The following is a 14,782-nucleotide window of genomic DNA, read 5'->3' on the forward strand; positions in this document are numbered from 1 at the left end:
CGCCGTGCCCGCGCACAAACTCTACAGGTTGAGCCAGATACCGTTGGCCCGATTCGTCGATATCGCTTCCCCGGTGTGGAACGGTATCGACGCATGCCCTATCCACGTTTGCCAACGACAATAAATTTGAAAGAACTTCAAGCGAGCGGCCACACTAACTTAGCTCCATCACCTGGAGCATCACTTGAATGTTTGCACGCCCGTTACTACCGGATACGCCACCGAGAACACCAGATTCAATACCTTCTGGATCTCGGTGACCGGCGCGTTCGACACATACAACAGATCCTTGTTGTCGATCATGAAGCTCTGGGCAACAAAGAACGAATTCGGGTCCTTGAGATTCACACGATACACGACCGGTACCTTACCATCAGCCGTGGTACGAACAGGGACATTTGGCCATTGCAGCGCGGATGCATTTTCAAGCCGAAAAATGAACACCCCGCGCGGGTCGGAGCGCGAATCCTGCAGCCCGCCAGCTCGTGCTAACGCCTGCGCAAGCGTAATACCCTGCGCCTCAAAATTGAATTCTTGGTTCTTGCCTGTCGCACCAAGGGATGTGAAGCTGTACGGCTGAAACAGCGCCGTTACCACATCTCCTGCATGCAGCGGAACATTCTGGCGCGGATCACGAATGACGGTTTCCAGCGGCAACGACACTACTTTATCGCCGCGCGTAACCTGAATCGTAATTTTGTCTATCGCCTGACGCACCCCACCAGCGCTCGCCAGGGCATCGAGCACCCGCTCTCCGCGAGCCGTAAGCTGCATGCGATTGCTGTTTGCCACATCCCCGACTACGGTCACATATGACGTGACGTTTCGCGACAGCTTGACCAACACCTGTGGATCGTGCGCCATATACTTCAGGCGCTCCATGATTTCACGCTGCAGTTGAGTCGGCGTGCGCCCGGCAGCCCGCACGAGACCGATGAACGGCACGCTGACGTTCCCATCGCCATCGATCATCTGATCAGGCAGAACTGTCGCGTGCGCACCGCTGCCGACACCGGTCTTCGCATCAGACTGTGCGGCGCCAAACAGCGTTGCAGGTGGCGCCTCCCAGATCGACACTTCGATCGTGTCACCTACACCCAATTGCCGCTGGAATGCCGTGCCGTTGCCGAGCGCAGCAGAGAAGTCGGAATGGGTTCGTTCAGCCAGAAGCTTGCGTGCGACATCGTCCGTGACATCGACGACCTGGATACCCGTAGTATTTGGTGCCTGACCAGCATCATCAATCTGCGACCGGCTCGGTCCGGATGTCGGAATTGCCCCCGCACAACCAGCCAGCAAGGCTGCTCCCCCGATAATCGAAACCCAAAGAGCATTCATCCGAACACGCGACATTGCTTGGTAGTCTTGGTAAATTATGGTCGGCGCAAATTGTCGCACGTTACAGAATCAAATAGAATGTTGCGAGCAAAAAAACCACGTCAGCGGGACTGTGCGTCCCTGCCGCACATCCATTACCACAAAAATCTTGTATTCGCGTGTCACATATCTTGTTGGACGTCACCCGCCTGCTGTCCCGCCTCTCCGATGGCTTGCGGCCAACTGGCGTGGACCGCGTGGGGCTGGCCTATGTGGAACGGTATGGTGCCCAGGCAAACGCGGTACTGAGCGAGCGTGGATTTTCCGTCGTTTTGACTGACAGAGATTCTCGGCAAGTATTTGAAATGCTGCTGTCGTCCGCTCGTAATCGTCGTGCGATTCAAAAGCTGGTGGTGCGATCCGTCATGAACCAGCTACGTTTTAAAAATTTCGCACGCAGCATTTTGTTGCATACGAGCCACAATGGAATGGAGTTTCAGCGCTATTACCACGCCATGGCGCGCCGGAACGCCCGCTCCGTATTCATGGTGCATGATCTGATTCCGCTTACGCACGCGGAATACTGCCGGCCCGGCGTCGACGATGCTCACCGGCTACGCATTCATACTGCGCTGCAGCACGCCAATGGTCTGATTGCCAACTCGCAGGCCACGCTTGACTCGCTTGCCAGCGAGGCCGACCTCGCAGGGTTCCCCCTGCCGCCCACCGTGGTTGCGCCCCTGGCGTCCGGCGTCGCCACCCGCCCTCACGGGCCCAGCCCTCTGAATCATCCGTATTTCGTCATGCTCGGCACCATTGAGCCGCGCAAGAACCACTGGTTCATGTTGCATGTGTGGCGCAGGCTCGTCGAACGGCACGGTGCGGCCGCACCGAAGCTCATCGTCATCGGACGTCGCGGGTGGGAATGCGAGAACGTTGTCGATATGCTCGATCGTTGCTCGAGCCTCCGCGGCGTGGTCATAGAAGAGGCCGATTGCTCCGATGATCAGCTTCATATGTGGCTGCAGCACGCGCGCGCGCTTCTTTTCCCGTCGTTTGTCGAAGGCTACGGAATGCCTCTCGTCGAAGCACTCGCACTAAGGGTGCCTGTGCTCGCCAGCGATCTCGGCGTATTTCGCGAAATTGCCGGCGGCATTCCCGACTATCTCGACCCATTGGACGGCCTCAACTGGCTCGCTCACATCGAAGCATACAGCCAGCCAGCGTGCATGGAACGCGACGCTCAACTCGCGCGTATTGAGGACTTTCGCGAACCCACGTGGTCCGAACACTTTGCCCGCGTCGACAATTTCCTGGAAACACTGCAATAGATGAGCGATCCGGCACGCCATTACCCGAATCTGCGTGATCCGGTATTCGATCTTCGCAGCGTCACGCGCGGATCGCGTTTCATCAGTTGGCTGATGCGGCGGTCGAATTGCATCTGGACGGACACTCGTCCGGGACGACTCATGCTGCGCATTGCTCGCGCCGCCGGGTTCGCCGTCCACGCAGCCTCACCGGGGCCGCTATTGGCACGCAATGGTCGACGCATGCCGCTGCTTTCCTGGTTCGTCGTGCATCGCACCGAAACCGGACCACAAACGCTCTCCGAAGCGATCAGCCGCGCATTTGCTACCACCGACGACGCAGGCAAATCACCCGACGTCACAAAATTGATGGAGCGCGTGCTCGACAGCTACGCACTGGATCCGGAACACCGTGTGCCCCGCTGCCCGCCCGCCCTGCTGGCACCGCCCGACGCCACGCGAGTGTTGCTGTTCGACGAACGTCTGCGATCCGCTTGCACGGACGAATCGCCCAAAAAGCGTCGACAGGCGTTCGAACAAATGATCGAAAACGCGCTCGCCTCGCATCCTAACGCTCAGTTCTGGCTGGCGCGCAGCGGTGACCATGGTACCGGTCACTGGCTATCGTCACTGGTCCGCGCCTTGCCGCCCGGTACACAACATATCGGCGACGAATATTCGACCTGCGCCGCGCTTCGCCACGTCGATCATGTCTATACGGTAGCGGCACCGGAGGGTATGTATGCATTGCTCGCGGGCGTCCCGGTCCACACATTCGGCGCGCCCTACTACTCGGGCTGGGGGCTGACAAACGATCACGGCATGACGGGCGGCCGCGCAACGCGGCCAACCTTGGCAGCATTTTTCGATGTCGTGTTCCTGCGTCTGGCGAATTACCTGGACCCGGCGACGCACGCGCCGGGCAGCCTTGATGCGTTGCTCGACAGCATCGAATTACAGCGCTCAGTTTCAACCCGGTTCGCAGATCTGCGTGAGGTGGTCGGTGTGCGCTTTCAGTGGTGGAAGCGCCCGTTCGCCACGCCATTCCTCACGGCCGGCGGTGGTACGTTGCGCTGGACACGTGAGCCAGGCTCGCTGCGCCGTGGCGAATGCGCGGTACTTTGGGGTGCACGCAGTTCGGACGGTGTGCCCGAAGGCGTGCGTCACGTGAGAATCGAGGACGGATTTCTCCACTCGACCGGACTCGGGTCGGACATGATTGCCCCCTGCAGCCAGGTGGTGGACATGAGCGGCCTGTATTTCGACGCAAGCCGCCCGAACGACCTCACGACCCTGCTGAATGGAACGATATTCAGCGAAATGGAACTGGCACGAGCCGCCAAGCTGCGTGCGCGGATCGTTCAATTCGGTTTGACAAAATACAATCTGGGTCGGCGCAAACCGACATGGCTGGCACCGCACGGAAAACCAGTTTTGCTGGTCCCGGGACAGGTGGCCGATGACGCTTCCATCCGCCTGGGAACGCGTGCAATTTCCACCGCAGACGCGCTGCTACGTGAAGTGCGTGCACGCCGCCCCGAGGCTTTTATCGTTTACAAGCCCCATCCCGATGTCCTTTCCGGCAACCGGAGCGGCCTCGTCAATGCCGAGCGGCTAGCCGACGTTGTCGACGTCGACTCGGATCTCGTCTCACTGATCGACGCCGCGGACGAAGTACATACGCTGTCGTCACTCGCCGGCTTTGACGCGTTGCTGCGCGGCAAGGCCGTATTCACGTACGGACTGCCCTTTTACGCAGGCTGGGGCCTCACACACGATGCACTTGCCCCCTTGCCCTGGAGAAACCGCAATCTGTCGCTCGACATGCTCACGGCGGGTGTAATGCTACGCTATCCTGTCTATTGGGACTGGCGCCTGCAGCTATTCACGACACCAGAAGCCGTGATTCAATGGCTTGCACCGCTCGCAGCGCGCCCGCTTGGCCGAATAAACGCCGATCATGCGCGAACCTTCCTGAAGATCATGCGCTGGATTCGCAATGCAACGCATCACCTGGCTTGGCGCTGGCAACAAATCATGAAGAAACAGGCTCGCGAAGCATCGTGAACCAGTCACAAAATTGGAAACTCGACTCGGGGATTGCAACCATGAACATCTATCCGGTAATTCTGTGCGGCGGCAGCGGCACCCGACTTTGGCCTATGTCGCGCGGCGGCTATCCAAAACAATATCTGAAGTTGACGGGCGATCAAACGCTCGTCCAGCAGACGGCGGCTCGCCTTCAGCATATTCCGGGCGCCACGGCCCCCATCGTCGTCACCAATAACGAACAGCGCTTCCTGGTCGCGGAACAACTCCGTCAGGTCAACATCACGCCGTCGTCGATCGTGCTCGAGCCGGTGGGCCGCAACACCGCGCCCGCGATCGCGATCGCCGCCCTGCTCGCCCTGCACGAATCGCCTGACGCACTGCTGCTGGTGCTGCCGTCCGACCACGTCATCCTCAACGAGCCCGCATTCATCGCTGCGGCCACCGAGGCAGCGGCAATCGCAGCAGACCAGCATCTCGTCACGTTCGGCATCACGCCGACGGAAGCGCACACCGGTTTCGGCTATATCCGTCGCGGCCCGGCCATCGCGGACGGCAAGCAGGTCTACAAGGTCGACGCGTTCGTCGAAAAACCCGACGCACCGACAGCCGAGCGTTTCCTCAGCGACGGCAACTACTACTGGAACAGCGGCATGTTCATGCTGAAGGCGTCCACGTACATGGAAGAGTTGCATCGCCATGCACCGGAAATCGCCCGCCAGGCAGAACTCGCGTTCGAATCCGCCAAACGAGACAACGACTTCCTCCGTCTCGACGCCGACGCGTTCGCAGCATGCCCTAACGTTTCGATCGACTATGCGGTCATGGAAAAGACCGAACGGGCCGCCGTCGTCGCGGCGGCAGACCTCGGCTGGAATGACATTGGGTCGTGGAGCGCACTCGCAGACATCGCAGACGCCAACGAGCACGGCAATGCTCTGATTGGCGACATCTTCACCGACTCGGTGAAGAATTCGTATATCCGCGCCGAACACCGAATGGTTGCGGCAATTGGCCTCGACGACATAGTTATCGTGGAAACCGCCGATGCCGTGCTGGTCGCCCACCGCGACAAGACCCAGGACGTCAAGAAAATCGTCGAATGGCTGAACGCCTCCGGCCGCCACGAATCGGTCACGCATCGCCGCGTTGTCCGTCCGTGGGGCTCCTACGAAGGCATCGACCAGGGCGACCGTTTCCAGGTCAAGCGCATCATCGTGAACCCCGGCGCGCAACTGAGCCTGCAGATGCACCATCATCGCGCCGAACACTGGATCGTCGTCAAGGGTACGGCAATGGTCACGAACGGCGGCAATGAAATCATGCTGACCGAAAACCAGTCGACCTATATCCCGCTCGGCGCGACACACCGCTTGAGCAATCCCGGCAAGATCCCGCTCGAGTTGATCGAGGTGCAATCAGGCGCATACCTTGGAGAAGACGATATCGTCCGCTTTCAGGATACGTATGGCCGAGAGTCCGCACGGTGAAAGCGCGACGGTAGCCGAGATCGAAGCCGCCGCACCCAGGGGCCACGCGAAAAGCCGCGCGCCCCGCCGGCCTCCTGTCGCCACTATCGTCCAGCCGCAGGATAACCAGCCAAATCCGCAAGCTACGCCGAAATCAATTTATAAAAATCATCAATAACAATACCAGCAAGATGCCAACAGTCACGCACTGCAACGGCATCAAGCAACCCAAGAGGACGCCGTGAGAAAAACCCTTTACATTGCCAGCGAAGTTCGCTCCGGATCAACATTTATTGCAGAATCCATCTCGTACTATCTTAACGAGCGATTCGGATATGAATTCTGGGATTTGGCGCAGGAGAAATTCTCCGGCTTGCACGCGGAATCGACCGCAGACGAAATAATCGGGATTCAGAGTAATCTATATCTAAACCCCGAAGGATGGGCTTCATCGAAAATCATGTGCAAAGCCCTTTCCATCATAAAACGAGAGTCTGCAAAGTCCGAAGCCGTAAAAGACGCCTTCTTTGGCGAGAACGCCTATTGGATTGTAATAAGAAGGAAAAACAAAATACAACAAGCCATTAGCCTTGCAATGGCGAGAAAATCCGGACTCTATCATTACTACGACGACCCCAATAACGCCCCGGACAATAACATCAGCCCGGATTCGGTAGAAATCGAGGAAGCACTGAAATCGATTTTGCTATCCGATATCTACCTCGAATCATTTGCCAGCGCCCTCCCGCAGGATCGCCACATCGAGATAGGCTACGAGGAATTTCTCAACCACAAAATTGAAAACATAAACAAGATAAATACGCTATGCGGCCTCCCGATCGACCAGGAAACAACAAATGAAATCAATCTGGCAAAGATAAAGCAAACATCACAAAGCGAAAAACAGGCTGCGCGCGTCAAATTCGTCGACTGGTTCCTGGAAAATTATTACTAAACACCCCTACCGCCAATAGCACACCAGCTGCAGCCGCCAGTTTTATGCGAGTTCGAATTGCATGGCAAAAAAAATTCAATGAACTCGCACCGCTCCGCATTTTCAGACGATGCTCCACCACCAAACCAACATACGACGCAACATCGACGACCGAAAACGGGAACCCGGACAGTGAAGTCAGTGGCCGCCCAATCGCTACCCCACCTCACATATCGCCGATCACTTTACTTCTGACCGGTACTAAAACTGTGTTGTTGATAAACGGCAGGAGCACAGCCACATCCTCGATTCTGGTACTACCGCGCTCGCGGTTGGATGTGGCCTGGTACCTTTACCCCCCAGCAAAAATTCAAGCGCTTACGGTCCGTTTTTTGTGCCAGGAATGAATGCTGGTGTGCTCGCATGCTGATCGGTTCGATCAGCATATCTTCGCTTTTCCTGCCCGCCATTCCAGGCACGACGCGCTGCCAGGCACTTTGCGTAGCCCTCATCGAGTTGAGCCTCCAGCGTAGGTCACGCTCATCCACAGCACCGCCATGTGGGAGCAGCGAAAGTCGGCCGACGGTCGCCCCCGAGCGTCGTCATTTCGCAGGTGTGCTTCGTACTTTCTTCATATACTGTCACCCGACAACGTCAGAATCACTATGCCTCACTCGCACGAATGACAGGATGTAAACACGCATTCTGGATGGGGAAGTAAGCAGCTCCTGGCCAACGCTGAAGACAACGAGGAAACCCCGGATGAGATCAGACACACGGACTGGCAACCCAGGCAAAGTCGCGTTAGCTCGAGAAACATTCGCCCAACGTCAGGCAGACATGACGTCCAACTGGTACGAGGGAGTCAAGCAACGCGAGGGGGATGTGGATGCCTACATCGCGAAGCGACACGATGCCTACCTCGATCGATGGAAAGAGGCTGCCCGGTTCATTTGCGACGGATCGAAAGTGCTGGATGTCGGCGGCGGCAATCTCTTTCCGAAGTTGCTCGACTACCTGACGGGTCGCAAATTCGATTACTGGTATCTCGACGTGGACCAGCGCGCCGTAGATGGCTCGCGCGCAAGCGCGGCGACTTATGGCATTCCTGGCGATCACTTTGCGTTCGGCTACAACGATCAGTACTCGTTCCCGGATTCGACCTTCGATGCCGTTTTTTCGTCGCACTGCATCGAACACAGCTTCGATCTGTTCAGCACATTCCGCGAACTGAACCGCATCATCAGAATGGGTGGCAATCTGTTGATGGCCGTGCCATTGGGTTGGGAAGTCAACCCGGAGCATCCGTACTTTTTCGGGCCGAATCACTGGGTGGCCCTAGTTGAAGATGCAGGATTCGAGATACGAGTCGCGCAGGTGGGAAGCGAATACCCCGAGGTAGGTCATGACTTCTTCATCGCGGCTCGCAAGATCAGCGAACCGAGTCTCGACTGGCGCATCAAGCCCGACGATTACCGAAAGGAATCCTACACGTTCGTCAATTACGATGATGCAGCCGTGCGCTACGTAGGAAATCATTCGCTGACTACCCGACAAGATGGTTGGCACCTGCGTGGCAGCAACTGGGCTATCCGGGTAAATTTCCCGGACGCAGTCGAGGTACTACCCATCTTTCACAACCACGGATGGTCGGGTATCGTGCAGATCACCGGAGGCGCCCAGATTTCGCACCACGACCTCTTCTCATGGTTCCCCACCGTGCAGCCGGCGCGCCACCTCATTACCGCCCCAAGGAACAAGGATCGTGAACTGATAATTCATCCTTGCGGCAAGAATCCTGCGAGTCGCGCGATGGAAGCCGTGGTCTATGGGTTCATGTACCGCTAACCTGCCGCACCCATCAATCGGCATTGAATTCTGTGCAACACAGACATCGTCGAGGCAACGCACCAGCGCCACATGGTGATGAGTTCGGACCCGTGGCGCACCGGTGTAGCAGCACTCCGCGTGGCATCTGCTCGGGACCGTACGGACCATTCGGGCCTCGCAACGAAACGATGCGGCGACTGCTGCCGCTCGCTTACACGTCCGGGCTTCGAATGTACCGTCAGCAACTCGACCCTGTTACGTGGAATTGGCAGCACTCGCCCTTCGCAATAGCCCCTCTCATTCGCAATTTTTCTGTTCAAGGGCTATGTATGAACGCACCCGATATACCTCGAACAATGCCTTCCCGTCCGTCGTTCCTCGCGCCAAGGACGACGAAGTTTCTATAATGATCTGTATTTATTGATACTGCCCGACTAAGAGCCCCCATGATCGATCTCGCCACCGCCCAGCAATTCCTGATGACCCGCGGCCTCGACTTCGGCCTCAACCTCCTCGCCGCGATTGCATTGTGGTTCGTCGGCCGCTGGGCGATCCGCATCGCTACCCGCCTGCTCGGCAAGGTCGTCCGCCGCAGCGGCAAGGTCGACCCGACGCTCACCGACTACCTGACCTCCGTCGTCGGCGTGCTGCTGACGATCCTGCTGATCCTCGCGATCCTGCAGATCTTCGGCGTGCAGACCACCTCGTTCGCGGCACTGCTCGCCGGCCTCGGCCTCGCGATCGGTACCGCCTGGGGCGGCCTGCTCGCGCATTTCGCCGCCGGCGTGTTCATGCAGGTGCTGCGCCCGTTCAAGATCGGCGACGTGATCAACGCGGGCGGCGTCACCGGCACGGTGAAGGAACTCGGCCTGTTCGGCACGACGATCGTCACCGCCGACAACATCGTCACGATCGTCGGCAACAACAAGATCTTCTCGGACAACATCGCCAACTACAGCGCGACGTCGTACCGCCGTGTCGACCTGACCGCGAAGATCGCGAACGGCGTCGACGCGGTGGACGCGATCAACCGCCTGAAGTCGTCGATCCAGCAGATCCCGAACGTACTGACCACCCCGGCGCCGGACGTCGGCGTGCTGCAGTTCACGCCGGAAGGCCCGCTGCTGTTCGTGCGCCCGTCCACGGCGCCCGAGCACTACTGGCAGGTGTACTGCGACACCAACCGCGTGATCCTCGAGACGTTCCGCGACGCGCAATACCCGACGCCCGAAACGCCGGTCGCGCATCGCACCGCGTAACGCAAGCAGCAGCCGAACCGCACGGACGAAAAAAAAGCGTGGCACCCGCCACGCTTTTTTATTGAATCGAAAAAACGGAACCGCCCGTGCTCAGCGCCCACCCGCCTTCGGCACATTGTCCGACTGCTTCCGGCGCACCAGCTTCCACGCCGCGCCGAGCGCGACCGGCACGATCGCCGCGCCGATCCCGACCAGCACGATCACGTTCAGGTACTGGCGGATGAACGGGATGTTGCCGAAGAAATAGCCGAGCAGCACGAGCAGCAGCACCCAGACCAGCGCACCGATCACGTTGAAGAGCTGGAAGCGCACGGCGCTCATCGACGACGCGCCCGCGACGAACGGCGCGAACGTGCGCACGACCGGGATGAAGCGTGCGAGCACGATCGTCTTGCCGCCGTGCTTGTCGTAGAACGAGTGAGTCTTCTGCAGCGCGGCGCGGTCGAGGAAGCGCTCGAGCACCGGGATATGCGTATTGAACACCTTCGGGCCGACCCAGCGGCCGATCAGGTAGTTCACGGTGTTGCCGGAAATCGCCGCGACGAGCAGCAGGACGATCAGCGCGCCGACGTTCATTTCGCCGCTCGCCGCGAACGCGCCGCCGATGAACAGCAGCGAATCGCCCGGCAGGAACGGGAACACGACGAGCCCCGTCTCGCAGAACACGATCAGGAACAGCACGAGATAGACCCACGCGCCATACTGCCGGATGAAATCGCCGAGGAAGGCGTCGATATGCAGGACAAGGTTGACGAAATGAAGCAGCGTATCCAAATGCGATTCCCTCGAAGGCGATAGGGCCGGAACGGCCGGAACAGGCCAGAGATGGCGGAGGCGCCCGCCAGCCAAGGCGGCGCGCGCACTGGCGTGATGATACCGAAACTACCTTAAGGCTCCGTGAAAAAACGTAACGGTTCGCCGCCCCGGCACGCGGGCGCGGCCTCGCTATAATTCGGCCATGTCCGATATCACCGAAACGGCCGCGGGCGCCGCGCCCGCCCCCGCTGCGCGCCCGCTGCGCGCGATCCAGCCCCTGCCCGACCAGCTGATCAGCCAGATCGCCGCCGGCGAGGTCGTCGAACGCCCGGCGTCGGTCGTGAAGGAGCTGCTCGAGAACGCGATGGACGCCGGCGCGACGTCGCTGCGCATCGTGCTGGAAGAAGGCGGCGTGAAGCGCATCTCGATCACCGACGACGGCTGCGGGATCCCGCCCGACGAGCTGGCGCTCGCGCTGATGCGCCACGCGACCAGCAAGATCCGCTCGCTCGAGGAGCTCGAAGCGGTCGCGACGCTGGGTTTTCGCGGCGAAGCGCTCGCGTCGATCGCGTCGGTCGCCGAGATGTCGATCACGAGCCGGACGGCCGATGCCGCGCACGCGATGAAGATCGATGCGCAGACGGGCGTGCTGTCGCCCGCCGCCGGCTCGACCGGCACGACGATCGAGGTGCGCGAGCTGTACTTCAACACGCCCGCGCGGCGCAAGTTCCTGAAGAGCGAGCAGACGGAGTTCGGCCACTGCCTGGAAATGATCCGCCGGGCGGCGCTCGCGCGGCCGGACGTCGCGATCTCGGTGCTGCACAACGGCAAGGCCGTCGAGCATTGGAACGCGACCGAGCCCGCGCAGCGCGTCGCGAAGATCCTCGGCGACAGCTTCGCGACCGCACACCTGCCGCTCGACGAACAGGCCGGCCCGCTGGCCGTCTACGGCTGCGCCGGGCTGCCGACCGCGAGCCGCGGGCGCGCCGACCAGCAGTATTTCTTCGTCAACGGCCGCTTCGTGCGCGACAAGCTGCTGACGCACGCGGTGCGCGCAGCCTACGAGGACGTGCTGCACGGCGACCGCTACCCGTCGTACGTGCTGTTCCTCGACCTGCCGCCCGAAGCCGTCGACGTGAACGTGCATCCGTCGAAGATCGAGGTGCGCTTCCGCGATTCGCGCTCGATCCACCAGTACGTGTTCCATGCGGTCCAGCGCGCGCTCGCGCGCCACGCGGGCGCGTCGCCGGAAACCACGGCGGGCGGCCATGCCGCGCATATCGAACCCGCGCCGCGCGGGCCGTCGTCGTTCCTGGACACGCCGCTCGGGCAGAGCCAGGGGCACGCGTCCGGGACCGGGACCGGCGGCATGGGCGGCGGCTTCTCGTCGCCGTCGTCGTCCTCGTCGTCGGGCAACACCTGGATGCGCCAGGCGCGGATGACGCAGGGCACGCTGCCGGTCGCGCAGCCGCTCGCGCTCTACGACGCGCTGTTCGGCCGCAAGGATACGGGCGCCGGCACGCCGGACGGCACGACGACCCTCGCCCGCGACGGGTTTGACGCGCCGATCGCGCCGCTGCCGGGCTTCACCGCATCGGCGATCGCGGCCACCGCGCACGACGAGCAGCCGCTCGGCTTCGCGCTCGGCCAGATCCACGGCATCTACGTGCTCGCGCAGAACGCGCACGGCCTCGTGATCGTCGACATGCACGCGGCGCACGAGCGGATCCTGTACGAGCAGTTCAAGAACGCGCTCGCGGATCGCACGGTCGCCGTGCAGTCGCTGTTGCTGCCGGTGTCGATGACGGCCACGCCGGTCGAGATCGGCACGGTCGAGGAAGAACGCGACACGCTCGAATCGCTCGGCTTCGACCTCGCGGTGCTGTCGCCGACGACGCTCGCGATCCGCGCGGTGCCGGCGCTGCTGAAGGACGCCGATCTGCAGTCGCTCGCGCGCGCGGTGCTCGCCGACCTGCATGCGTTCGGCGGCTCGCGCGTGCTCACCGAGCGCCAGCACGAACTGCTCGGCACGCTTGCTTGCCATCATGCGGTGCGCGCGAACCGGCGCCTGACGCTCGACGAGATGAACGCGCTGCTGCGCCAGATGGAGGCGACCGAACGCGCGGACCAGTGCAATCACGGCCGGCCGACCTGGTATCAGCTCACGCTGAACGATCTCGACCGTCTCTTCATGCGCGGGCAATGAGCGCTTCTTCGCAGTCCAGCCCGACGACGATCGCCTGCCTGCTCGGCCCCACCGCTTCGGGCAAGACGGCCGCGGCGCTGGCGCTCGCCGCGCGCCGCCCGATCGAGATCGTCAGCGTCGATTCGGCGCTCGTCTACCGCGACATGGATATCGGTACCGCGAAACCGTCGCGCGAAGAGCGCGCGAGCGTGCCGCACCACCTGATCGACATCATCGACCCGGCCGACGCGTATTCGGCCGCGGAATTCCGCTCGGACACGCTGCGCCTGGTCGGCGAGATCATCGCGCGCGGCCGCACGCCGCTGCTCGCCGGCGGCACGATGCTGTACTACAAGGCGCTGACGCAGGGGCTCAACGACCTGCCCGGCGCCGATCCGGACGTGCGCGCGACACTCGATGCCGAAGCCGCGCGCGACGGCTGGCCCGCGCTGCATGCACGGCTCGCGCAGGTCGATCCCGACACGGCCGCGCGGCTCGCGCCGAACGATTCGCAGCGGATCCAGCGTGCGCTCGAGATCTTCATGCTGAGCGGGCAACCGATGTCGGTGCTGCTCGCCGCGCCGCGCCGCATCGACGACGCGGCCGCCACGTACCGCTTCGTGCCGGTCGCGCTCGAACCGTCGGATCGCGCGGTGCTTCACGCCCGGATCGCGCAGCGCTTCGACGCGATGCTCGACGCGGGCTTCATCGACGAAGTCGAACGGCTGCGGCGCCGCGAGGATCTCCATCCCGACCTGCCGTCGATGCGCTGCGTCGGCTACCGGCAGGCGTGGGAATTCCTCGACGGCGACACCGACTACCGGACGATGCGCGACAAGGGCATCTTCGCGACGCGCCAGCTCTGCAAGCGCCAGATCACGTGGCTGCGCGCGATGCCCGAGCGGATCGTAGTCGACTGCATCGCGCCCGACTCGACGGCCCGCGCGCTCGACGCGCTCGAACGCGTTCTCGACGGCGGCACGCCGGGAGGCTGAACGCGTCAGCCCGCGTGACGCGCCGCGAGGCGCGCTCGCGCGCCGTCGACGATCCACGCGATGCCGCGCTCGAAGGCTTCGTCGCCGCTGCATTCGCGCAGCACGGCCCAGCCCTTCGCGAGCAGCGGATACTCGGCCGCATCCGGCAGCGACGCGTCGGCGTCGCCGTCCGGTGCCGCCTGCTCCTCCAGCACCCAGCCGACCACGAAGCGGCCGATCGCCACCATCACGTCGACCGCTTCGTCCGGCGTAAAGCCGGCCTCACCCAGCAGCGCGACCTTGCGCTCGATCGAACTGAAATGCAGTGCGCGCGGCCGCGTCCCGGCATGCAGGCGTGCGCCGTCGCGATAGGCCAGCAACGCGCGACGAAAACTGCGCGCGTTCTCCGCGAGCCACGCATCCCATACGTCACCCGGCCGAGGCAGCGACCCGTCGTGGCGTTCGAGCATGATCGCCTCGGCCATCGCGTCGAGCAGCTCGCCCTTGCTCCTGAAATGCCAGTACAGCGTCGGCGACTGCACGCCGAGCCGCTCCGCGAGCCGCCGCGTCGACAGTCCGTCGATCCCCACCTCGTCCAGCAATTCGAGCGCCGCGCGCAATACCGTGTCGCGCGTCAGCCGCGCGCTTGTGTCCTTCATCTCTATCACCGATAGGGAAACTGTGGAATACTCTGCACTC

11 protein-coding genes are annotated in these 14,782 nt (G+C 61.7%); 8 read left to right on the top strand and 3 right to left on the bottom strand.

What is annotated here, in order from left to right; translation table 11 throughout:
- Positions 1 to 180: 180 nt before the first annotated feature.
- Complete coding sequence (locus DIE03_RS08650) at positions 181 to 1,353, bottom strand: polysaccharide biosynthesis/export family protein (protein WP_124449520.1); 1,173 nt, start codon at positions 1,351 to 1,353, stop codon at positions 181 to 183.
- Positions 1,354 to 1,496: 143 nt separating this feature from the next.
- On the opposite strand from DIE03_RS08650, the gene DIE03_RS08655 reads away from it, so the two are divergent.
- The 6 genes from DIE03_RS08655 (at position 1,497) to DIE03_RS08680 (ending at position 10,168) form a co-directional block, all read left to right on the top strand.
- Positions 1,497 to 2,648, top strand: coding sequence for a glycosyltransferase family 1 protein (locus DIE03_RS08655; protein WP_124449340.1), 1,152 nt, complete (start codon positions 1,497 to 1,499; stop codon positions 2,646 to 2,648).
- Complete coding sequence (locus tag DIE03_RS08660; protein ID WP_124449342.1) at positions 2,649 to 4,694, top strand: capsular biosynthesis protein; 2,046 nt, start codon at positions 2,649 to 2,651, stop codon at positions 4,692 to 4,694. It abuts the gene before it with no gap.
- A 41-nt stretch (positions 4,695 to 4,735) separates the two neighbouring features.
- Positions 4,736 to 6,166 (top strand): mannose-1-phosphate guanylyltransferase/mannose-6-phosphate isomerase, encoded by a 1,431-nt coding sequence (locus tag DIE03_RS08665; protein ID WP_124449344.1) that lies wholly within the window; start codon positions 4,736 to 4,738, stop codon positions 6,164 to 6,166.
- A gap of 220 nt (positions 6,167 to 6,386) precedes the next feature.
- The gene (locus DIE03_RS08670; protein ID WP_124449346.1) at positions 6,387 to 7,100 is read left to right on the top strand and encodes a Stf0 family sulfotransferase; all 714 of its coding nucleotides are present in this window, start codon (positions 6,387 to 6,389) and stop codon (positions 7,098 to 7,100) included.
- 819 nt (positions 7,101 to 7,919) lie between these two features.
- Positions 7,920 to 8,927, top strand: coding sequence for a bifunctional 2-polyprenyl-6-hydroxyphenol methylase/3-demethylubiquinol 3-O-methyltransferase UbiG (locus tag DIE03_RS08675; RefSeq protein ID WP_185658126.1), 1,008 nt, complete (start codon positions 7,920 to 7,922; stop codon positions 8,925 to 8,927).
- A 428-nt stretch (positions 8,928 to 9,355) separates the two neighbouring features.
- Positions 9,356 to 10,168, top strand: coding sequence for a mechanosensitive ion channel family protein (locus tag DIE03_RS08680; RefSeq protein WP_124449350.1), 813 nt, complete (start codon positions 9,356 to 9,358; stop codon positions 10,166 to 10,168).
- Positions 10,169 to 10,258: 90 nt separating this feature from the next.
- Here the strand turns inward: DIE03_RS08680 and DIE03_RS08685 are convergent, their stop codons facing one another.
- A complete protein-coding gene (locus DIE03_RS08685; protein ID WP_124449352.1) occupies positions 10,259 to 10,942 on the bottom strand; it encodes a DedA family protein in 684 nt (227 codons plus the stop codon).
- Between the two features lie 184 nt (positions 10,943 to 11,126).
- Here DIE03_RS08685 and mutL point away from each other — a divergent pair, with 184 nt between their 5' ends.
- Positions 11,127 to 13,130, top strand: a complete 2,004-nt coding sequence (gene mutL / locus DIE03_RS08690; protein WP_124449354.1) for a DNA mismatch repair endonuclease MutL — start codon at positions 11,127 to 11,129, stop codon at positions 13,128 to 13,130.
- Entirely contained in the window at positions 13,127 to 14,104 is a 978-nt protein-coding gene (miaA, locus tag DIE03_RS08695) for a tRNA (adenosine(37)-N6)-dimethylallyltransferase MiaA (RefSeq protein ID WP_124449356.1), read from the top strand. The genes mutL and miaA overlap by 4 nt, the downstream gene beginning before the upstream one ends.
- A gap of 5 nt (positions 14,105 to 14,109) precedes the next feature.
- Here miaA and tetR read toward each other — a convergent pair whose 3' ends face one another.
- The gene (gene tetR, locus DIE03_RS08700; protein WP_124449358.1) at positions 14,110 to 14,742 is read right to left on the bottom strand and encodes a tetracycline resistance transcriptional repressor TetR; all 633 of its coding nucleotides are present in this window, start codon (positions 14,740 to 14,742) and stop codon (positions 14,110 to 14,112) included.
- Between the last annotated feature and the right edge of the window lie 40 nt (positions 14,743 to 14,782).

The organism is Burkholderia sp. Bp8992, assembly GCF_003853705.1.
In the GTDB taxonomy this organism is placed as follows: domain Bacteria; phylum Pseudomonadota; class Gammaproteobacteria; order Burkholderiales; family Burkholderiaceae; genus Burkholderia.